The 20,819-nt window shown below is 63.6% G+C and carries 21 protein-coding genes and 1 pseudogene; 8 read left to right on the top strand and 14 right to left on the bottom strand.

Going from position 1 to position 20,819, the window contains the following annotated elements; all coding sequences use genetic code 11:
• Positions 1-187: 187 nt before the first annotated feature.
• The gene (locus ACOJB8_RS21495) at positions 188-1,945 is read left to right on the top strand and encodes a peroxidase family protein (RefSeq protein ID WP_475014106.1); all 1,758 of its coding nucleotides are present in this window, start codon (positions 188-190) and stop codon (positions 1,943-1,945) included.
• Between the two features lie 8 nt (positions 1,946-1,953).
• Here the strand turns inward: ACOJB8_RS21495 and ACOJB8_RS21490 are convergent, their stop codons facing one another.
• Positions 1,954-2,694 carry a hypothetical protein gene (locus tag ACOJB8_RS21490; RefSeq protein WP_141710579.1) on the bottom strand — a complete coding sequence of 247 codons (741 nt, stop codon included), beginning with the start codon at positions 2,692-2,694 and terminating at the stop codon, positions 1,954-1,956.
• A 265-nt stretch (positions 2,695-2,959) separates the two neighbouring features.
• Here ACOJB8_RS21490 and ACOJB8_RS21485 point away from each other — a divergent pair, with 265 nt between their 5' ends.
• Entirely contained in the window at positions 2,960-4,330 is a 1,371-nt protein-coding gene (locus ACOJB8_RS21485) for an MFS transporter (protein ID WP_069262271.1), read from the top strand.
• A gap of 95 nt (positions 4,331-4,425) precedes the next feature.
• On the opposite strand, the gene ACOJB8_RS21480 is transcribed toward ACOJB8_RS21485, so the two are convergent.
• Positions 4,426-6,096: a phospholipase C gene (locus ACOJB8_RS21480; protein WP_475014104.1), complete on the bottom strand. Its 1,671-nt coding sequence runs from the start codon at positions 6,094-6,096 to the stop codon at positions 4,426-4,428.
• Between the two features lie 133 nt (positions 6,097-6,229).
• Between ACOJB8_RS21480 and ACOJB8_RS21475 the strand changes: the two genes are divergently transcribed.
• Entirely contained in the window at positions 6,230-6,415 is a 186-nt protein-coding gene (locus tag ACOJB8_RS21475; RefSeq protein WP_475014102.1) for a hypothetical protein, read from the top strand.
• Between the two features lie 35 nt (positions 6,416-6,450).
• On the opposite strand, the pseudogene ACOJB8_RS21470 reads toward ACOJB8_RS21475, so the two are convergent.
• The 9 genes and pseudogenes from ACOJB8_RS21470 to sufB form a co-directional block, all read right to left on the bottom strand.
• Positions 6,451-7,196: pseudogene (locus ACOJB8_RS21470) on the bottom strand (SDR family NAD(P)-dependent oxidoreductase).
• 69 nt (positions 7,197-7,265) lie between these two features.
• Complete coding sequence (locus ACOJB8_RS21465) at positions 7,266-7,481, bottom strand: hypothetical protein (protein ID WP_069262273.1); 216 nt, start codon at positions 7,479-7,481, stop codon at positions 7,266-7,268.
• Positions 7,482-7,624: 143 nt separating this feature from the next.
• Positions 7,625-7,957 carry a non-heme iron oxygenase ferredoxin subunit gene (locus ACOJB8_RS21460; protein WP_069262274.1) on the bottom strand — a complete coding sequence of 111 codons (333 nt, stop codon included), beginning with the start codon at positions 7,955-7,957 and terminating at the stop codon, positions 7,625-7,627.
• 1 nt (position 7,958) lies between these two features.
• Entirely contained in the window at positions 7,959-8,285 is a 327-nt protein-coding gene (locus ACOJB8_RS21455; protein ID WP_368604657.1) for an SUF system Fe-S cluster assembly protein, read from the bottom strand.
• Between the two features lie 28 nt (positions 8,286-8,313).
• Positions 8,314-8,766: a Fe-S cluster assembly sulfur transfer protein SufU gene (gene sufU, locus ACOJB8_RS21450; protein ID WP_368617414.1), complete on the bottom strand. Its 453-nt coding sequence runs from the start codon at positions 8,764-8,766 to the stop codon at positions 8,314-8,316.
• A complete protein-coding gene (locus ACOJB8_RS21445) occupies positions 8,763-10,016 on the bottom strand; it encodes a SufS family cysteine desulfurase (protein ID WP_475014099.1) in 1,254 nt (417 codons plus the stop codon). The genes sufU and ACOJB8_RS21445 overlap by 4 nt, the downstream gene beginning before the upstream one ends.
• A complete protein-coding gene (gene sufD, locus ACOJB8_RS21440) occupies positions 10,013-11,338 on the bottom strand; it encodes a Fe-S cluster assembly protein SufD (RefSeq protein ID WP_475014097.1) in 1,326 nt (441 codons plus the stop codon). Before sufD ends, ACOJB8_RS21445 begins: the two co-directional genes overlap by 4 nt.
• The gene (gene sufC / locus ACOJB8_RS21435; RefSeq protein WP_475014095.1) at positions 11,335-12,147 is read right to left on the bottom strand and encodes a Fe-S cluster assembly ATPase SufC; all 813 of its coding nucleotides are present in this window, start codon (positions 12,145-12,147) and stop codon (positions 11,335-11,337) included. Before sufC ends, sufD begins: the two co-directional genes overlap by 4 nt.
• Before the next feature lie 13 nt (positions 12,148-12,160).
• Positions 12,161-13,609, bottom strand: a complete 1,449-nt coding sequence (gene sufB / locus ACOJB8_RS21430; protein WP_475014093.1) for a Fe-S cluster assembly protein SufB — start codon at positions 13,607-13,609, stop codon at positions 12,161-12,163.
• 157 nt (positions 13,610-13,766) lie between these two features.
• On the opposite strand from sufB, the gene ACOJB8_RS21425 reads away from it, so the two are divergent.
• From ACOJB8_RS21425 to ACOJB8_RS21410, 4 genes are all read left to right on the top strand, one after another.
• Positions 13,767-15,023, top strand: coding sequence for an MFS transporter (locus tag ACOJB8_RS21425; RefSeq protein WP_475014091.1), 1,257 nt, complete (start codon positions 13,767-13,769; stop codon positions 15,021-15,023).
• 83 nt (positions 15,024-15,106) lie between these two features.
• Positions 15,107-15,370, top strand: coding sequence for a hypothetical protein (locus ACOJB8_RS21420; RefSeq protein ID WP_069262282.1), 264 nt, complete (start codon positions 15,107-15,109; stop codon positions 15,368-15,370).
• An 81-nt stretch (positions 15,371-15,451) separates the two neighbouring features.
• Positions 15,452-15,712 carry a DUF1488 family protein gene (locus ACOJB8_RS21415; RefSeq protein ID WP_028204289.1) on the top strand — a complete coding sequence of 87 codons (261 nt, stop codon included), beginning with the start codon at positions 15,452-15,454 and terminating at the stop codon, positions 15,710-15,712.
• A gap of 347 nt (positions 15,713-16,059) precedes the next feature.
• Positions 16,060-16,215 (top strand): hypothetical protein, encoded by a 156-nt coding sequence (locus ACOJB8_RS21410; protein WP_169739106.1) that lies wholly within the window; start codon positions 16,060-16,062, stop codon positions 16,213-16,215.
• Here the strand turns inward: ACOJB8_RS21410 and ACOJB8_RS21405 are convergent.
• Together ACOJB8_RS21405 and hpnJ are read right to left on the bottom strand one after the other, a co-directional pair.
• Entirely contained in the window at positions 16,212-17,906 is a 1,695-nt protein-coding gene (locus tag ACOJB8_RS21405) for a hybrid sensor histidine kinase/response regulator (protein WP_368727943.1), read from the bottom strand. The genes ACOJB8_RS21410 and ACOJB8_RS21405 overlap by 4 nt on opposite strands.
• 250 nt (positions 17,907-18,156) lie before the next feature.
• Positions 18,157-19,578 (bottom strand): hopanoid biosynthesis associated radical SAM protein HpnJ, encoded by a 1,422-nt coding sequence (gene hpnJ / locus ACOJB8_RS21400; RefSeq protein ID WP_342948275.1) that lies wholly within the window; start codon positions 19,576-19,578, stop codon positions 18,157-18,159.
• A gap of 279 nt (positions 19,579-19,857) precedes the next feature.
• Between hpnJ and ACOJB8_RS21395 the strand changes: the two genes are divergently transcribed.
• On the top strand, positions 19,858-20,214 hold the full coding sequence (locus ACOJB8_RS21395; protein WP_342948276.1) for a hypothetical protein: 357 nt from the start codon (positions 19,858-19,860) through the stop codon (positions 20,212-20,214).
• On the opposite strand, the gene ACOJB8_RS21390 is transcribed toward ACOJB8_RS21395, so the two are convergent.
• Positions 20,207-20,800 (bottom strand): recombinase family protein, encoded by a 594-nt coding sequence (locus ACOJB8_RS21390; protein WP_069262286.1) that lies wholly within the window; start codon positions 20,798-20,800, stop codon positions 20,207-20,209. The two genes, ACOJB8_RS21395 and ACOJB8_RS21390, sit on opposite strands and share 8 nt — an antisense overlap.
• Positions 20,801-20,819 lie beyond the last annotated feature (19 nt).

Genomic DNA, 20,819 nt, shown 5'->3' with positions numbered 1-20,819 from the left:
GGGTTAGCGCACATTCAAAGCTTTCAGAAAAATTAATCCTGCTTCCTGTCAATCCGCCCTCTCCGTTTGCGGCGATCGTCGCCGCCATCACCTCAAAATAATCCACTCAGCCTGAAGTCGAACGGGGTCCTTCGCCAGCATGCTTGCGAAGTGTCTTTTCTGCGATGAATTACTTAGGAGAACGATAGTGAATCCCCAAGGTACACCGCGCAACCTCGTCGAAGCCCATGCGGGGATGAGCGGCCTGAACGAAGAGTTGACTTCGATTTTCCCGCCGCGCTTCAATCACTATGACCCTGCGCACCTCGCCGTACTCGCGCGAGGCATGCAGTCAGCAGCGGACACCGTATCGAACGATCCCGACCCGGAGGAGAACCTTTATGTACCGGCCGGCTACACGTATTTCGGCCAGTTCATCGATCACGACCTGACGCTCGATACCACGTCGCAGCTAACCTTGATCCAGGCGCGCAAGACCGGGCAGTTGCCCACGAACCTGCGCACGCCGCGCTTCGACCTCGATAACGTGTACGGCCCAGGACCCGACGACGCGCCCTACATGTATGCGGACGAAAACCACCCGCACAAAGGGATTTATCAGGGCGCCTCGCTGATCGAAGGTCACGACGATCTGCCGCGAACCGGGAATGCCTATAACGCTCGCGCGATTATCGGCGACAAGCGCAACGACGAGAATTCGATCGTCTGCCAGATCCAGATGCTGTTCCTGCGTTTTCATAACCGCGTGGTCGCGCGGCTCGCGAAAGCCGACGTCACGCTGCGCGGAAGCGATCTGTTCGAAGCGGCGCGCGCACAGGTGCGCTGGGCGTATCAGCGCGTGCTGGTCGAAGACTTCCTGCATCGGATCGTCGATTCGTCCGTCGTCGATGCATTCGTGACCGCGCACGAGCAGGACCGCGCGCATGCCTACAAGCTTTATGGTCCGGGCCCGGCGAGACGCAACCTGCCGCGCGAATTCACCGGGGCCGCGTACCGGTATGGCCACTCGGGCGTGCGCAACGGCTATGTGCTGAACGACAACTTCAGTGCACCGATATTCGACGGCACGAATGCCAACAAGGACAGCCTCGTCGGTTTCGACCGGCTGCCCGAAACACACGTGATCGACGACTGGCAGCGCTTCTTCCCGCGCGAGCATCCGTTGCCGGGCGAGAAAGGCGGGCCCGGACTCGATGGCGCAAACAAGGCCGCCACCGGCGTTGCCGACAATGCCTCGAACGACGTCAAGCGTCTGCAATACGCGTACAAGCTCGATCCATCGATCGTCGATCCGCTTTCGAAACTTCCGCACAGCGTGTCCGATGTGCCGATTCCCGACGCGGCAAACAATCTCGCATCGGCGAAGGGCTTTCGTTCGCTGGCCATGCTCAACCTGTTGCGCGGCAACGTCTATGGCCTGCCAAGCGGTGAAACGGTGGCGAGCGCGCTCGGCGTGACGCCGCTCGGTCCCGACGAACTCGTGGTGCGCACCCAGGTTTCGAGCGATCCGTCGAAGACCTTCCGCTTCGATCGCATTGCCTCGCTGAATGCGGATGGCGCGAGCCCGGCGCTTGGCGACACATTCAAGGACGATACGCCGCTATGGTTTTATATCCTCGCTGAAGCGCAACGGCCGGTGCTCGAACTCGCGACCATCGGCGAGACGTTCAGTGAGGACGACATGCTCGGCACGCAGGACGGCAAGCTCGGCGTCGGCGCATTGACGCGCCTTGGCCCAGTGGGGGGCCGCATCGTCGTCGAGGTGTTTTACGGGCTGCTGGACGAGGACCCGGATTCGATCATCCATCGCATTGGTAGCGCGCCCGCGCTCGAAGCCGAGATCTTCAGCAACGCGCCCGCCACGTTCTCGCAGATCATCGCTTTCGCGACCGCCGGCGAATGGCGGCTGATACCGCTGAAGGCGGTCGTCGACCTGGCGGCCTGAAGTCCCCGCTACCGAGGGGCGGCCAGGCGCGCGACGCTGCGCACCTGGCGCGGCAGCACGATATACATGCCCCATGCCACGAGCAGTATCGCGCGCAGTGCGTTTGCAAGTGGCTGCGCAGAGGAGACCCCTACATTGGTAATGGCGAGGCTGGCCGGCAAGGTCCACGCATACGTGATCAAGCCGAGCAGCGTGGCGCGCCAGAAGCCGAAACGCCTGGGTGCGGGCATGGCGTGCGCGGCCAGTCCGCGCCGCACCATGTACCCCACGAGCGGCAGGCTGAGCAGCAAATACGCGAGCATGGGCACGATGAAGGGCATGCCGGCAATCGCAAGCGAAATGGCCGGCGAAGATTGCGCGAGGTCGTGCGGCACCCGGTTCGCGGCGAACGCCATGAGCGGCGTCGCGATCTTTCCGAGCGATAAGCGCAACACGGAGAAGGCCACCACGAAGAGCAGCGCGCTCGCGAGCCACTGACGCCAGGCGCAGGACCACCAGAGATAAAGACGCCGGCCGAACGACACCCCGGGATTCAGCGTAAACAGCGCCCACTTGTCCCGGCGCGCGCCGATGCACGCGAGCACGACGAACAAAATGCCGGCGACGACGAATACGTGCTCATTCCATACCGTCAATTGCGCGTGCTGATCGACACTCGCCGAAGCCGGCGTGTTCGAGGCGAAATTCTGCAGATGCCGCGCAATATACTCAGAAGGGCTGAGGGCCTGCGAGGATAGCGGTGGAGTCATCGCGCCTCCGTCTTCCGTGATGCACTGCCGCATGGCGATTTCGTTCAAAAGCGCACACTGCATCACAACGTGACATATCATCGAGCTGTATCACGACGTCTCAACCCGTGCCGATCAGGATGGAGCGATACCGAGGGACATATCATTTCCACCCGATCCGGCGAAGCCAACATCCCGGCCGATCGGGGCACGTTTTTTGCGCACCACCGGGACCCTGGTCATGCGTTTTGCATTGGCCATATCGCCCTTGCCTTGGGGGTGCGAAATGAATGCCGATCAACCGGGAGCCACGCTCCTTTCGGACGAAGACGCCCAACGCCAGTTGCGCCGCGCCGTAATTGCCAGCACCATCGGCACGACGATCGAATGGTACGACTTTTTCCTCTACAGCATTGTCACCGGGCTTATCTTCGCGAAGCTGTACTTTCCTGAATCCGACCCGCTAGTCGGCACCCTGCAGGCCTTTCTGATCTATGCCGTGGGCTTCGTCGCACGGCCAGTCGGCGCGGCCATTTTCGGCCACTATGGCGATCGCGTCGGCCGCAAAGCCACGCTGATCGTCACGCTGCTGCTCATGGGAGTCGCCACCTTCGCCGTGGCCTTCGTTCCGACCTATGCCTCGATCGGCATCTGGGGCGCCGTTCTGCTCACGGTGCTGCGCTTCATCCAGGGCGTGGGCGTGGGCGGCGAATGGGGCGGCTCGGTCCTGATGTCGATGGAGTGGGCGCGCACCAATTCGCACCGCGGCTTCGTTGCTTCCTGGCCGCAATTCGGCGTGCCGGCGGGACTCTTCATCGCCAATCTCGTGGTGCTCGCCGTCAGCGCGTTCTCCGGAGACGCCTTCATGACGTGGGGATGGCGGGTGCCGTTCCTGCTGAGTATCGTGCTCGTCGCGATCGGCCTCTATATCCGGCTGAGCATTCTCGAAACGCCGATCTTCGCGAAGCTCCTCGCCGAGAACAAGATCGAGAAAACGCCGATGCTGGAGGTCATTCGCCGCCAACCGAAGGACATTCTCCTCTCGGCGTTGGCGCGCATGGCCGAACAGGCGCCGTTCTACATCTACACGGCCTTCGTCTTCACGTATGGCGTGAAGACACTGCACGTTTCGCGCGACCTCATGCTCACTGCGGTTCTGGCTGCCGCCGTGCTGCAGTTCGTGACCATTCCGTTCTTTGGGCACGTGTCCGACCTGATCGGACGCAAGCGCATGTACATGATCGGCGCGTTGGCCGCGGGCATCTTCGGCTTTATCTACTTCGGCATGCTGGATACGAAAAACACGGCTTTGATTTTCGCGGCCGTGGTGCTTTCGCTCGTGCCGCACGCCATGCTCTATGGTCCGCAGGCGGCCTTCATCGCCGAATCGTTCACGGGGCGGCTGCGGTACAGCGGCGCCTCGCTCGGTTATCAGCTGGCTTCCGTGATTGCAGGCGGCCCGGCGCCGCTGATCGCAACGGCGCTCTTCGCGTATTACCGCACGGGTTATGCAATCGCGATCTATATCGCCGTGTGCGGTGTGATCAGTCTGCTCGCCGCCTGGCGCATGGGCGATTACACGAACAAGGATATTTCGCGCGAATACGACGACGCGCGCGGAACAGGCGATCACGGGCACGCTTCCCGCCCCGCATGATCGGCTGCTGAAAAACACAGCGCGCCCCTTCCCGACGAATCTGGCAGGGGCGCGCTTCTTTCTACCGATCAACAACGATCAGCGATCCTCAACGGTCAAACCTTCGGTGCCTTGTCGAGCACCACGCCCGTCGTCGGATCGAGGTACAGTCTGCGATCTTCGTGGCCGCGGCCGCGGCGGTCGAAGTCGAACATGCTCATGATGCTGCCTGCCGTCGCATCGAACGAACCGCCGCCGATGCGCTGACCGTCAAGCCAGTTGTCTTCGATGAAACGCACCACGGACGCCTGGTCGATCAGCGTATGGTCGACGTAGTTCTCGCGCGCCCACGGCGAGATCACGACGAACGGAATGCGCGTGCCCGGACCGCAGCGGCCGTTCACGGGCTTGCCGTTCAGGCCGGCGGGCGCCGAACCCGTGCCGCAGATGCCGGCGGCCGTCAGCTGGTCGGCCACGCTGTCGTACGAAGCGCTGGTGGGCTGCGCGTAGGCATGGTCGTACCAGCCGTCCGAGTCATCCCATGCCACGATCACGGCCGTATCTTCCCAGTCATGCTGATCCTGCAGGAAGTTCACGACCTTCGTGACGAAAGCCTGCTCGTCGAGCGGATCCGAATAACCGGCGTGGCCGTCCTGGTAGGCCGGAGCCTTCAGGAAGCTCACCGACGGGAAATTGCCCGCCTTCACGGCAGCGAAGAAGTCGTCGGTATCGTACTGGTGATTCGCCGGGTCGGGGTTGCCGTTCTTGCCCTCGGTGTGACCGATCGCGGCGAGCGAGCTCGGACGCAGATGCTGCGGGTTCGAGGTCGAAGCATAGTACTGGAACCAGTTGTGGTGCGGAATATAGTCGGCGGTAGCCGAGCCCACCACCGGCGAGACCGTGCTGCGCTTGCAGCCGGTCGTGCCGTTGCTGTTCGTCGTCGCGAGGTTGAAGCCTCCCATGAAGCCGCCCCACGAAACGCTACGCGCGTTCAGCAGGTCGCCGATATTCTTGCCGGTCATCTGCGCCTGGTCGGTCGCGCTCGAGCAGAGGTCGTAGGCCGGATCGACGTCGTTGATCATCGTAAAACCGTTCTGCCCGTCGTTCACATAGTACGAACCGGCCGTCGAAGGCTTCTTGGTCGTGAGCACAACCTTCATGCCGTTGGTCTGGCCCGAGACCACTTCGAGCGCACCGGGCGTCGACGGACCGTAGGTCGACGTATAGGCGTTATCGCTCATCGCGAAGTGCTGCGCGTAGTTCCACAGCGCCGTGACGGTGTTGCCGTCGTAGTAGCCCATCACCTGGCCCTTCGTGCCGAACGCGCCGGCGCCGCCGCTCGTGCCGTTACCCGTGTACAACGGGAAGAGGTCGGCATGGCCGTCGTCGTACGCCTGCTGCTCGGCCGTATAGGCGTGGTTCTGGTCGGCCGTGGCCGCCTGGGTCCGATCCAGGCGGAACGGATTGGCAGCGCCCGTGCCATTGGCCGCATTCGTGAAGTTCGGATTCTTCGTCAGCAGCGTGCCCGTCAGACCGTTCACTTCGGGCGTGCCCGGTTGCGCCTTGAATGCTGGCTCGCCGGACGGGTTGGTCGCATGCGGGTAGGTCGCGAAGTAATGGTCGAACGAGACGTTCTCGCCATAAATCACGACCAGGTGCTTGATCGGAGTGGCGGTGTGATTGTGTTCCGGATGATTCTTGTCGTGATCGTCACCAGCACTCCACGCAATTGTCGATGCGAATGCTGCGGCTGTGAGCGAACCAACTGCGACGTGACGCCATTGCATTTTCGGCTCCTGGTTGGTTTCGTATTGTCGGGATCACCGTGAAGCCGGGTGAAGGCGTTATGCAGCTCGCATCGTGGCGCTCATGCCAGCTGAATGCGGAGGCTACACGGCATGAGGATTAAAGCATCGGGTTATGAATGCTCAGCGTCAGACTCCTTACGAAATATTTTCGATTGGAAAGTTTGGCGCTGAATCGGGACTCGGCATTCGATTGGCACGCTCAGTTGCCGACGCAACGATAAAGGCCACCGGGATTTCAGGTATGAAGATTGCTCACCGGGCGCGCCGGTTAGCAAACGAGCTGAATAAAATGAATTGAGCCGCAGTGCGGCGGCCGGCAATGGAACAGGCGGCCTAGATGAAACTAACGCCGCCGTTGACGGCAATGGTTTGCCCCGTGACGAAGCCGTTGCCGACCACCATCAACACGACCTGTGCGACCTCATCGGCTTCACCGAGGCGGCCGACGGGCAGCCGCTCGGCGATGTTCGCGGCTTTCAGCGGCGCGGCCATCTCCGTGTCGATGGCCCCGGCGCCACGGCGTTCACGGTCACGCCTTCCCGTGCCACGCGTGAGGCGTAGCCACGCGTCAAGCCTTCGAGGCCCGCCTTCGAAGCGTTGTAATGAACGCCGACGAGGCCTGCGCCGCGCGCGGCGACGGACGAAAGATTGACGATGCGGCCCCAGCGGCGTGCGCGCATGCCGGGCAGCACCGCCTGCGTGCAAAGAAACGCCGACTTGAGATTGACGGCGAGCGTATGGTCGAATTCGGCCTCCGTAATCGACTCGATGTCGCTGAACGTGCCCGTGCCGGCGTTGTTCACGAGCACATCGACCGCGCCGAGGCGGCGCTCGATCTCGCCAATCATGCTGGTGACCTCACTCGCCGACGACACATCGGCGCGCACCGCGAGCGCGCGGCCGCCGGCGCTTTCGATCTGCGCGACGACCTGGTCCGCTTCGTCAGCGCGCTGCCGGTAGTTCACGCCAACCGCCGCGCCAGCCGAAGCCAGTGCCAGGGCAATGGCCCGCCCGATCCCGCGCGAGCCGCCGGTCACGAGCGCAACGCGATGATTCAGGTCGGGCAACAGAGCGGACATGGTGGACTCCTTCTGCGGTCGGTTTGCATTTTACAGCCGCCCTTGCGCATGACGCTCGCCTCGACGCGATCACGGCGCCGTGCCAATGCCGCCGCCCGGGCCCGCCAGTTCGCCGTCTACGCCCAGCTCAGCCGCGTGGCCGTGGGCGTTCACACGGCCGCCACGGCGCGAAAACGGCGGCGTGCGCAGCTTCGCGCGGCGACGCGGCCCGGAAACCGGGTCCAGATAAAACATGACGAGCGTGCCTGCCGCGGCGGCCGCTGCGAGATGGAACAGTGCCTTCATGGATGCCTCTCGATAGTTGCAACGCATGCAAAGCGCGGAATGCGGCGCGGTCGACTTGATTGAGTCGACCGGCCATTGCATCGATCCGCGCAGCCATTATGCCGCTGACAACTGTGCGTGAGGCGCCTGCATGGCTTCCGCTCTCAGGAAAAGCCCTCATCCCAGCGTGTATCGCGCACTTGCACCATGCCCGCTTCCACGCGCACTGCAAACACCGCGACGTCCTCATACGCGGGCGGCGCGAGAACCTTGCCCGTCTTGATGCAAAAACGGGCGCCATGGCGCGGGCAAATCACCTCGTCGCCCTCCACGGCGCCGCCCGTCAGCACGCCGCCGTCGTGCGGACAGGTATCCTCGATCGCATAACAGGTCCCTTCGAGATTGAATACGGCGACCGCCGTGCCGTCCACATCGACGCTGCGTACGGAACCCGGTTCAAACTCGGCGTATGGCGCCACGTCCACCCAGTCGGCCATATCAGAGCATCCCCAGTTGCAGCAGCGCCGCTTCGGACATGCGCGCTCTCGTCCACGGCGGGTCCCAAACCAACTCGACGTTCGTTTCGCTCACGCCTTCCACTTCGTTCACGTATTCTTCGACCGTGCCAGGGAAGGTTTGCGCGACCGGGCAGCCCGGCGCGGTCAGCGTCATGCGGATCATCACGTGCCCCGTTTCGGCATCCACGTCGAGTTGATACACGAGCCCCAGATCATAGATGTTCACCGGTATCTCCGGATCGAACACCGAGCGTAACGCGTCGATCACGCGTTCGCGCAAGTCGTTGCTCGCCGTTTGCGTATTCATCGTCATATGCCTCCAGGCCCGCGCGGCCTCATTCCGTCGATACGGTTCCGCGCTCGTCGCGCAACGCGGCGTGCAGCGTGTGCCACGCCAGCGTCGCGCATTTGATGCGCGCCGGAAATTCGCGCACGCCCGCGAGCACCGCGAGCTTGCCGAGACCTTCGGCAGAGGCCGGGCGGTCCGAAGGCGCCGTCGCCATCGCGTGGAAGCGTTCGAACAGCGCCTCGACTTCCGCCTGCGTGCGGCCCTTGAGCGCTTCGGTCATCAACGAAGCCGAAGCCGTGGCGATCGCGCACCCCGCGCCCTCGAACCCGGCTTCCTTGACCACGCCGTCCTCGATACGCAGATACAACGTGACGCGGTCGCCGCACAACGGGTTGTAGCCTTCGGCGCTATGCGTCGCGCCGGGCACCGTGTGGCAGTTCCGCGGCCGCCGGTAGTGGTCGAAGATCGTTTCCTGGTACAGGTCGCGCAAGTCGCTCATAGCGGGAACACCTCTTCTACACGCGCGAGGCCGTCGACCAGCGCGTCGACTTCGGCGCGTGTGTTGTACAGCGCAAACGAAGCGCGCACCGTGGCCGGCACGCCATAGCGGTCCATCACCGGCATCGCGCAATGATGGCCCGTGCGCACCGCGACGCCGCACTGGTCGAGTATCGTGCCGATGTCGTGGGCGTGCGCGTTCTCCATGACGAACGAGAGGATGCCGAGTTTTTCTTTCGCCGTTCCGATCCTTCGCACGTTAGGCATCCCACGCAATGCTTCGTCGGCATATGCGAGCAGATCGGCCTCGTGCCGTTGCGCTACTTCCAGGCCAATTGCACTTATATAGTCCAGTGCGGCGCCGAGCCCGATCGCCCCCGCAATGTTCGGCGTGCCCGCTTCGAACCGCCATGGAATCACGTTGTACTCGGTCTTCTCGAACGTCACGGAGCGGATCATGTCGCCGCCGCCCTGCCATGGCGGCATGGCTTCCAGTAGCGCAGACTTCGCGTACAGCGCGCCAATGCCGGTCGGGCCATAGATCTTGTGACCCGAGAACGCATAGAAGTCGCAATCGAGCGCGACTACGTCCACGGGAACATGCGCGATCGCCTGCGCGCCGTCGACCAGCACCGGCACGCCGCGCGCATGCGCAAGTTCGATCATCTGTGCAAGCGGATTGATACTGCCCAGCGCGTTCGACGCATGCGACACCGCCACCATGCGCGTGCGTGGGCCGAGCAGGCGCGCGTAGGCGTCGAAGTCGAGCGTGCCGTCGTCGTCGATCGGCGCCACCTTCAGCACCGCGCCGGTCTGCTCGCAGACAAGTTGCCACGGCACGATATTCGAGTGATGCTCCATCGCGGTGATGAGCACTTCGTCGCCGGGCTCAAGGCGCGGCCGCGCGTAGCTTTGCGCCACCAGATTGATCGCTTCCGTGGTGCCGCGCGTGTACACGATCTCCTTCTCGTGCGTCGCGTGAATAAAACGCGCAATGCGCGCGCGGGCGCCCTCGTAGGCATCGGTCGCGCGCTGCGATAACAGATGCACGCCGCGATGCACGTTGGCATTGTCGTGCTCGTAATAGGCCTGCTCGGCGGCGATCACGCTCGCGGGCTTCTGCGTGGTCGCCGCGTTGTCGAGGTACACGAGCGGCTTGCCGTGCACGCTTTCCCGCAGAATCGGAAAGTCGCGGCGCCAGGCCATGACCGCTTCGGCGTCGGGAATGCCCACCGGTTCGAGTAGATTCATGACAGTCCCCGCAGGTACTCGCCACCGGGCAGGCGCGCGAGCAGCTGTTGCGTGAGCCGGCCGCGCAGCGCGGCGCTTTCCACGCGATCCACGCACGCGCGCGCGAACGACCACACGAGGAGCGCGCGCGCCATGCGCTCGTCTATGCCACGCGAGCGCAGGTAAAAGAGCGGGCTCTCGTCGAGCTGGCCGACGGTCGCGCCGTGCGTGCACTTCACGTCGTCGGCGTGAATCTCCAGTTGGGGCTTCGTGTCGATCTCGGCGTTGCGCGAGAGCAGCAGATTGTCGTTGCCTTGATGCGCATTCGTCTGCTGCGCGTCCTGATGCACGATCACGCGGCCGTCGAACACCGCATGCGACGCGCCGTCGAGCACGCCGCGATAGTATTCCCGGCTGGTGCCGCGCGGCATCTCATGGTCGATGCGCGTGTGATGATCCACGTGCTGCCGCGCGCTCACGAAATACAGGCCGTTCAGGTCGACTTGCGCGTCTTCTGCGTCCAGACGCGTGTCGATCTGCGTACGCGACAACGCGCCGCCGAACGCAAACGAGTGCGAGGTGAAGTGGCTCGCCCGCCGCTGCGAAACACCGACGTGCGCGATATGAAACGCGCTGCGCGCCTCCTGCTGGATGCGGCAATGCTGAACGTCGGCCTCTTCGTCGGCGACGATTTCCGTGGCGGTGTTGACGAAATAGGCTTCGTCGGTAATGCCCGCGAACTGCTCGACGATCGAGCAACGCGCCCCGCGCTCCGCGACCACCGCGTTGAACGGGTGCATGGCAAGCGCGGCCTCGCTGCTGAAGAACAGCACGTGCAGCGGCCAGTCCAGCGCGCAGCCGGGCGGCAGCACGACCATGTAGCCGTCGCTGCGAAACGCGCCGTTGAGCGCCGCAAAGCCGTCCTCGGGCGCACGCCGCGCCATGATCGATTCGACCCGCTCAGGAATCCTGCGCATTGCCTGCGCGAGCGTGCCGACGAACGCGCCTTCTGGCAAAGGCGGCAACGACGAGAGCTTCGGCACGTGGCGGCCGTTCACGAACACGATACGCCCGCCCGCGTCGGCGGGCACGAGGTCGTCGATCAGGCGGGCGTAGTCGGTCTGCTCGCCGTCCGAAGGCATGAAATGCCAATGCGGCTTCGCAATCGGCATCACATTGGTGTATTTCCACGCTTCGAGTTGCGTGCCGGGAAAGCCCAGCGTCTCGAACCGGTCGAACGCGTGCCGTCTCGCCTTGCGCAACCACGGCAGCTCGACGCCAGCCAGCGTCCCCGCCATCGTGCGGAAGGCGTCGCGGTAATGCTCGCGCGTTGATTCGCTCATCGTTGCTCCCTGGCGGCTGCCGTGTGTTGCGTGCCGGCGCCCTGCCCCGCTGCCGGTTCGTCGCCATCCTGCCCGCCGAGCCAGCCATAACCCTTGCGCTCCAGCTCGAGCGCAAGCTCATGCGAACCCGAGCGCACGATGCGCCCCTGTGAAAGCACGTGTACCTGGTCCGGCACGATGTAGTCGAGCAGGCGCTGATAGTGCGTCACGAGCACGATGGCCCGGTCCGCGCTGCGCATCTGGTTCACACCACGGGCGACGAGTTGCAACGCGTCGATATCGAGCCCGGAATCGGTCTCGTCGAGAATGGCGAGACGCGGCTCCAGCACCGTCATCTGCAGCACCTCGTTGCGCTTTTTCTCGCCGCCCGAAAACCCTTCGTTCACGCCCCGGTAGAGCAGGTCTTCCTTCATCTCCATGGCCGCCATTTTTTCCTTCACCAGTGCGAGAAAGTCCATGGCGTCGAGTTCCGCCTCGCCACGATGCTTGCGCTGCGCGTTGAGCGCGGCCTTGAGCAGATAGATATTGCTCACGCCCGGTATTTCCACCGGATACTGAAACGCGAGAAAGAGCCCGCGGCGCGCGCGCTCGTCGGGCGCCAGCGCGAGCAGGTCGCAGCCGTCGTACTGCACGCTGCCCCCCGTGACCGCGTATTGCTCGCGCCCCGCCAGCACATGGGCGAGCGTACTTTTGCCGGAGCCGTTCGGCCCCATGATCGCGTGAACCTCGCCCGCATTCACGCGTAAATCCACTCCGCGCAGAATCGGCTTGCTTTCCACTTCGACATTCAGATTGCGGATTTCCAGCATCCTTTTCTCCCTCTCAACCTACACTGCCTTCCAGGCTCACGCCCAGCAGCTTCTGCGCTTCCACGGCGAATTCCATCGGCAATTCCTTGAGCACGTCCTTGCAGAAGCCGTTGACGATCATCGACACCGCGTCCTCTTCACTGAGCCCGCGCTGGCGGCAATAGAACAACTGGTCTTCGCCGATCCGCGACGTCGATGCTTCGTGCTCGACTTTCCCGCTCGGGTTCTTCACCTCGATATAGGGAAACGTGAAGGCGCTGCAGCGATCGCCGAGCAGCAGCGAATCGCACTGCGTGTAGTTGCGCGCGTTCTCGGCCGAGCGAGCCATTTTCACGAGGCCTCGATAGGCGTTCTTGCCGCGGCCGGCCGAGATGCCCTTCGAGAGAATCGTGCTGCGCGTGTTGCGACCGATATGCACCATCTTCGTACCGGTATCGGCCTGCTGATAGTGATTGGTGAGCGCCGCCGAATAGAACTCGCCGATCGAGTTGTCGCCCTGCAAGATCACGCTCGGATACTTCCACGTAATGGCGGAGCCGGTTTCGACCTGGGTCCACGAAATCCGCGCGTTCGCCTCGCGACAGTCGCCGCGCTTCGTCACGAAGTTGTAGATGCCGCCGCGCCCTTGCGCGTCGCCCGGATACCAGTTCTGCACGGTCGAATAGCGGATTTGCGCGCCTTCCAGCGCAACGAGTTCCACCACGGCGGCGTGCAGCTGGTTTTCGTCGCGCATCGGCGCGGTGCAGCCTTCCAGGTAGCTCACGTAAGCGCCCTTGTCGGCCACGATGAGCGTGCGCTCGAACTGGCCCGTGTTGCGCGCGTTGATGCGGAAGTACGTGGACAACTCCATCGGGCAGCGCACGCCCGGCGGGATATAGCAGAACGAGCCATCGCTGAAGACAGCCGAGTTGAGCGTCGCAAAGAAGTTGTCGGTGTACGGCACGACCGAGCCGAGATACTGGCGCACGAGGTCCGGATGGTCGCGCACCGCTTCCGAAAGCGAGCAGAAGACGATGCCAAGCTCGCCCAGCTGCCGCCGGAACGTCGTGGCGACCGACACGCTGTCGAACACCGCGTCCACGGCCACCCCCGCGAGCATCTCGCGCTCCTGCAGCGGCACGCCGAGCTTTTCGTAGGTGCGCAGGAGTTCCGGATCGACTCCCGCGAGGCTCTTCGGGCGGTTTGCCTGGGTAAGCGGCGCCGAGTAGTAGGCGATGTCCTGGAAGTCGATGGGCGGGTGTTCGATGCTCGCCCAATGCGGCTCGGTCATCGTGAGCCAATGCCGGTAGGCGGCCAGCCGCCATTCGAGCATGAAGTCCGGCTCCTGCTTGCGCGCCGAGATAAGACGGATCACGTCCTCGGACAAACCGCGCGGCAACGTGTCCGACTGCACGTCCGAAACGAAACCGTGACGATATTCCCGCCGCAGCAATTCCTCGAATGTTTTCGCTTGTGTATCCATGACGTTATTACGGTCTCCTTTACACTCATGACCTCATTCTAGAACCCCTGGCAAAACCCTGGCATGGCCGGGGTTTAAGCAGAGCACATGAGGCGCGAAGCAGGCACGCGCGATGCGGAAGACCCTGTTGACAAGAGAGAAATGACAACGCATCCGCGTGAAGCCGACCCTTCCACTACTGGCCGTCAGTTTCTTCGCCGCGGACGTGCAGGCGGGCGCGGGCCCCTTTCTCGGCATCTATCTCCAGGCGCATGGCTGGACGCCGGAAACGATCGGCACCGTGCTGACCATGGGCGCGGTGATCGGCACGCTCGCGACAGTGCCCGGCGGCGCGCTCGTCGACGCCATTTATCACCGCCGCTCGGTGGTCGTCGGCGCCAGCCTGTTGACCATCGTGGCCGCTTGCGTGATCTGGCTTTCGCACGGCTACTGGCCGATCGCGTTTTCGCAGATCGCCACAGCCATCGGGGGTTCGGTCATGGGCCCCGCGTTGACGGGATTGACGCTCGGCATGGTCGGCCGCAAGAACTTCGACCGGCAATACGGGCGCAACCAGGTCGCGAACCATGCCGGCAACATCATCGCCGCGGCGTTGTCCGGCGCGCTCGGATGGTGGCTCGGCATTGCCTATGTGTTCGTGCTGGGCGCGGCATTCGGTCTCGCGTGTATCGCGTCCGTGCTGCTCATTCCCCCACGTTCGGTGCACCGGCACTACGCGCGCGGCCTCGTGCACGACGACGAAAAAGATCGTTCGCAGGTGCGCGCCGAACGCATGCGCATGTTGTTGCATTGCCGCCCCCTGCTGTTGCTCGCGGCGTCGCTTGCCGCGTTCAGTCTCGGCAATTCCGCCATGCTGCCGCTCTATAGTCTTGCCGTCGCGGCAGCCCATCACGGCGACGCTAACCAGATCACCGCCGCCAACATCATCATCTCGCAGATCGTGATGCTCACCGCCGCGGTCTTCGCAAGCCGCATCATTCGCCGCTGGGGCTTCTGGCGGGTCATTCTCGCGACGCTCCTCACGCTGCCGCTGCGCGGCGTGTTCGCCGCGTGGCTGGCGTCGCCGTGGGGCATCCTGCCCGTGCAGGTCCTCGACGGTCTCGGCTCCGGTTTGCAGAGCGTCGCCATCCCCGCGCTCGTGGTGCATTTGCTGCATGGCAGCGGCCGCGTGAATCTCGGTCAGGGTGCGGTGCTCGCGGTGCAGGCAGCGGGCGGCTGCCTGAGTCCGCTGCTGGGCGGGTGGCTCGCCAACCGCTTCGGCTATCCAGCGGCGTTTCTCGCGCTCGGCAGCCTCGCCGTCGTCGCGTTGGCCATCTGGGTCACGCAGGGCGCGACCATCCGCCGGTCGTGCGACACGCGCCGCGACGAACTGGAACAACTCGCCGACGTCGACACGTCGGCGTTGTTTCACTGACGACGATGGCCGCACGTCCACGCTTGCGGGCACGCGATTCGCGGCACCTTGCAGGGCATGACGATGAAGACCAGGGAGGAGCCATGAAGCCACTGCATGTTCCCGTCTGGGGCGCGATCGCCTGTTTGGCGCTCGCCGCCTCCTCGTTGTCCGTCAACGCACAGACCCAAACGCCCGCTCATCCCCCTGCGCCGCCGATGGTGAAACCGCCGGCAGCCGTGCCAGGCACGGCAAGCGAATCGAACCCCGCCAACCCCGATAACATGCCTGTGAAGAAACCCAAGGGGCCCGCCACCCACGACAAGATGATGCGCAGCGACCCCGCCAGCGACGCTCAGGCCAAATAGCACAAAAAGAAGCGCAAATAGGACTCACCCCTGGCTGCGCCAGGCTCTACCCTTTAACAATAGAACTCACGGAGGACCAGGATGAGAATCGAATTCACGAGTCGCCGTCACGCTGTGGCTGCCGCACGCGTCGCGTTCGAAGCCAACGTGGACAACCGCCCGGTATGGTGCAGCGTGTCGCTCGACGCGCTGAACGACCGCTTCGGCAACACCGGCACATCGGCGCATGCGCTATTGAGCGCCTTCGAGGCAAACCGCCCGAGCATCGAACTGGCCGCGCGGCACGCGCTGGAGAAAAACGGGGGCCAGTCCGTGGAGCTCGAAACGCGCGATCTCGAGTAAGCGCGCCGACGCAAGCGCAATGGCAATCGCAACCGGGTTCGAGTCGTCAGCCGAACGGGCCTGCTCCCGGCAGGGCTCGAGACTTCCCAAAGAACTGAAGAGCGCTCGCCCGAGTGCAAGTCTGGCGAAGCCGAGGTGTCCATAATGGCTGGCATCCGTACACTGCCGCTCGGTTCAATTGTGCATCGCAATCGGCTAATCTTTTCTTGCGTCCGCGACCAGCGCCACCCTTTCGTGTGCGTCGCGTTGTTTCCCCCGGCGCTTGCCGCGGAACGCACCTGCCAGCCGCACTACGCTTGAACCCGTTCGCCTCGACGCGACGGCCCTGACGTGACAAGGAGGCAGACATGGACGCATTACAGTGGGGAACCGCCATCGGCGTCATGGTATTGGTCATCGCGGCCACGGCCGTGATTGCGCACTATCGCCGCGAACGGCGCCGCGCAAGTCTGTTGCGCAACCTCCACCACCACAACGGCATCCGCTCTTCGCACCTGCGCTAGCCAGTCATACGCCAGCCGTCTTGCGCGCACATCTGGAGCATGGTGCGCAGCCGTCCGATATCGGCGGGCTTCGCGAGATGCGCATGGAAACCGGCCGCCAGCGCCGCCGCCCGGTCGCTGTCCGAAACATGCCCGCTCAGCGCGACCAGCATCACGTTGGCGTGACCCGGCATGGCGCGCATGCGCTCCGCCAGTTCGTAGCCGTTCATGCCCGGCATGCCGATATCGACGAGCGCAAGATGCGGCTTCCATTGCCTAAGCATAGTCAGTGCGCTCGCGCCGTCGCCGGCCGTTCTGACTTCATGCCCTTCCAGTTCGAGCAACGCGCCGAGTGCGAAACACGCGTCGGCATTGTCGTCGACGATGAGCACGCGCGCCGGGCCGTTGCCCGCCAGCACGGCGGGGAGCGGCTTGACGGTTTCGGCGCTGCCGGTTCGCACGGGAATCGAGAGGCGCGCCAGCGTGCCGCGTCCGATTCCCTCGCTCGTCACGAGAATCTCGCCGCCATGCAACTGTGCGAGACGCTGCGCAATGGGAAGGCCGATGCCGAGGCCCCCTTCCAGCCGCGCGCTCTTGCCCGCGAATTGCGCAAACGGCTCGAAAATGCGCGAGAGCACGGCCGGGTCGATCCCGATGCCGTTGTCGCGAATCGAGATCTCGACACAGCGCGCGCCGCCCGTGCTCTTCTGTTCGACGACGAGCGTAATCTCGCCGCCGTCAGGCGTATAGCGCACGGCATTGGAAAGCAGGTTCACGATCACCTGCGTGAGCCGCGTCGGGTCTGCGAACAACCGCAGGTCGCCGGCAAGCGGCCGCACGCTCAGCGTATGCCTGCGCGCCTGCACACGCTCGCGGATGGAGGCGAGCGCGTCGGAGAGGATTTCGTTCAACGACGCGTCGGTGGGATCGACGTTCAACTTGTCATGGTCCAGGCGCGACGCATCCTGTAGTTCGTCCATCAGACGTTTGAGCTGCGCGATCTGGCGCTGCGCAACCGCGAAGTATTCGCGCTGCGGCGCGCGATCTTTGCAGATCATCTGGAGCGCCTGAAACGCGTTTTCGAGCGGCGCGAGCGGATTGCGGAACTCGTGTGCGAGCACGGCGATCACTTCCGAATAGCGCTGTGTCTGCATGCGGCTATGGTCGCGCGCCTCGACCAGATCGAGCGCCGAGCCGGCCACGGCGGCAAACTCGCCGAGCACCCGCTGGTCTTCGCGGGAGAAACGCGATCGTTCCTCGAGCGAGGCGACCCAGATCGCGCCCAGTGGCCGCCCTTTCGAAACGATAGGCAGAATGAGCGCCTCCTGGACGTCGGCGCATGCGGGGGCGAGAATTGGGAAATCGTCGCTCAACGCGGTGAAAAGCAGCGGCTTGCCGGCTTCGAGCACGGCGGCGCACGGACAGTCGCTCCAATGGATTCGGCTTCCGCACAGGTTCGCGAACTTGCCGGCCACGCTGTGCCAGCGAAAGTAGCGCTCTTCGCCTTCGCGCTCCAGCAAACTGATGCCGGCCGATTGCGCGCAGCACAAACGCATCGCAAAGTCTGCAATCCTCTGCAACAGCACTTCGCGCGAGTCCAGTTGCGCGGTGACCAACGCGAGAAGCGCCTGGTTCTCGCGCGCATGGTCGGGCGCGCGAGACGGTCGCGCATCGATATCGGCGATGGCGGGCGACCTGCGTTTCGGTGCCATTGCGGTCTCCTCCGGTGGCCCGATGAAGCTATTTATGTCGTGGTAATGGGGCTGAGACATTTTATGCACCGCCGAAGAGAATGTTAATTGCCGCAGGATGTTCGTAATGGCAGCATTCCGGACAGGTGCTCACTGCACACCGCAGCGCGAATGACGCGCAATACAGCGGACGAAAAAAACGGAAACAGTGACGGCGAGTGACAAAAACGCCCGGAATTCCGGGCGTTTTTTCGAAGGGGACGCTGCTGCTTCAGACCTTGCGCGCGCGGAGATATTTGAAGAACTCTGCGCCCTCCTGCAGGCGCCGCTTCATCATTTCCCAACTCACCAGCATCTCGCGGACGATCTCCCAGATCTTCGACGGCCGGAAATAAAAGCGCTTGTAGAACTCCTCGACGCCAAGGTAGATCTCTTCGCGCGACAGGTGCGGATAGCCGATCGTCGAGGCCTGCGTACCGGCCGAATTGATGAGCGTGATGACCTTGGTATCGTTCAGCCAGCCATTTTCGACCGCCTGCTTATGAAGCACGGTACCGGGATAAGGCGCGGCGAGCGAGACCTGAATGGTATGGGGATTGATCTCTTTTGCGTACTGAATGGTCTTCTGGATCGTTTCGTGCGTCTCGCCCGGCAACCCGAGGATGAAGGTCCCGTGAATCTTGATGCCGAGCTTGCGGCAATCCTCGCTGAACTGGCGCGCGAAGTCCGTGCGTACGCCCTTCTTGACGTTCACGAGAATCTGGTCGTCGCCGGATTCGAAGCCCACGAGCAACAGACGCAAGCCGTTGTCCTTCATCACCTTGAGCGTCGAGTACGGTACGTTCGCCTTGGCGTTGCACGACCACGTCACGCCCAGCTTGCCCAGCCCGCGCGCGATCTCTTCGGCGCGCGGCCTGAGATCGGTGAACGTGTCGTCGTCGAACATGATCTCCTTGATTTCGGGCATGTTGTCCCGAATCCATTTCACCTCTTCCAGCACGTGCTCGACCGAGCGCGTGCGATAACGATGCCCTCCCACTGTATGCGGCCAGAGGCAAAAGGTGCAGCGGGACTTGCAGCCGCGCCCCGTGTAGAGCGAGAGATACGGATGCTTGAGATAGCCGCTGAAATAATGCTCGGGCGTGAGGTCGCGCTTGTAGATCGGCGAGACGAAAGGAAGCTGATCCATGTCTTCGAGGATCGGCCGCGCGTCGTTGTGCATGATGCCGCCGTCGGGCAGCCGATAGCTCAGGCCCAGGATCGATTCGAACGGCCGCCCCTGGGAGATCTCGAGGCAGGTGAAATCGAATTCTTCGCGGCACACGAAATCGAGCGCGTCGCTCGCAGTCAGTGAACCATGCGGATCGACCGCCACCTTGGCGCCGATCATGCCGATGAGGACCGTGCTCTTGCGCCGCTTCAGGTGCTCGGCGAACTGGATGTCGCTCTGGAACGAGGGCGAACTCGTGTGAATGATAATGAGTTCGTATTCCTGTGCAATATCCAGGGTCGCTTCGAGCGTCAGGTCGTCTGCGGGGGCATCCACCACGCGACTGCCTTCGACCAGCGCGGCGGGCTGAACGAGCCACGTGGGATACCAGAACGAGCGGATTTCGCGCTTCGTTTGAAAGCGCGAGCCCGCGCCGCCATCGAAGCCTTCGTAGGAAGGTGCCTGCAGAAACAGCGTTTTCATGAATGCCCTCGGAGAAAAATCGTGAATTTGTCTCGAAGCCTACAAAAACATGACACTTTGCTGGATGGCAGCTTTGCCCGGGTCAAGAATACTACGACTTGCTGCCGCGGCACGTCGAAATAATGTCTGTACCACTTATCGAAACCCCCACTTAACAAGGCCGCCGCCGGTTGGAACACTGCAGAACAACCGCATTCGTCGGCATGAGCGATGCTTTCTGTACTATATTTTTTGACAGCCGCAGCAGCATTCACAGCGCTCCAACGCGGGAGGCGAAGTATGTCGCGATATCACGACATGCCGGAAGGCGTGCCGGTTGGCAATGGCCACCGTATCAGCCCAGCGGACTTTCTGTTGATGGCGGGCTTTCTCGCCTACCGCGCCCCGCTCGCGTCGGTCGATGCCCGCGCGGCGGCCCGGCGTATTCTCGATGCGGTTCTCTGTGCAGCGGCCGCGCACGGCTTCGCGGACTCGGCAGCGCTGGAATCCATGATGGCGAGTGCAGAGAAGTCGGCAGATGTGCGCAGTCTCGCGGAGCAAGCCAGCGCTGCAGTGGGTGACACGTTCGCTTACATGCAGGTGATCCGCGGGGCGGGCGTCGCGCTGGAAGCCGACCCTTATACGCTGATTACTTGAGATCCGGCGTTCCCGCGGCGGCGCGTATGCGCAGAACCGTCTGCCGCGAAGTGCCGAAGCGCCGTGCCACTTCGCTCACCGAGAGTCCGCTGCCCAGCGAACTCATCACGCGCGCGCGGTCGTGCGCCGAAAGCGAGGCGGGCCTGCCCGTGGGACGCCCGCTGCGCTGCGCGAGCTTCAGGCCGTTGCGGCTGCGTTCGCTGCGGGCGGCCGCCTCCATGCGGACCACCGCGCGCAGCATCTTGACCGCTTGCGGCTCGGGGCGCCCCGTGAGATCGACGCCGCCCAGTTCGACACAGCGCACGCCAATTTTCCCCTTGCGGCAGTTGAGCAGCGTAGCGAGCACGTCGCGCGCGTTGCAGCCCAAAGCGGAAAGCTGCAGGACCACCAACTCGTCCTCGGCATCGATGCGTCCAAGCAGCCTCGTCAACGCGGGCCGTTCGGCGGCGGCTACATACGGCGCCACCGCGTCGATGGCCACGCGGCTGAGCGCCACGGTGTAGCCCGCCTTGTCGAGCTGGATCAGCTCCCGCTCGGGAAACTCGCCGTCGCTCGCGCCGTTGATGTAGAAGAACGTCCGTTGCACACGTGGCTCCCGTACTCGC

The organism is Paraburkholderia sp. BR10141, assembly GCF_056155635.1.
The sequence above is the reverse complement of the archived record's forward strand: the minus strand, read 5'-3'. Positions and strand labels throughout refer to the sequence as shown.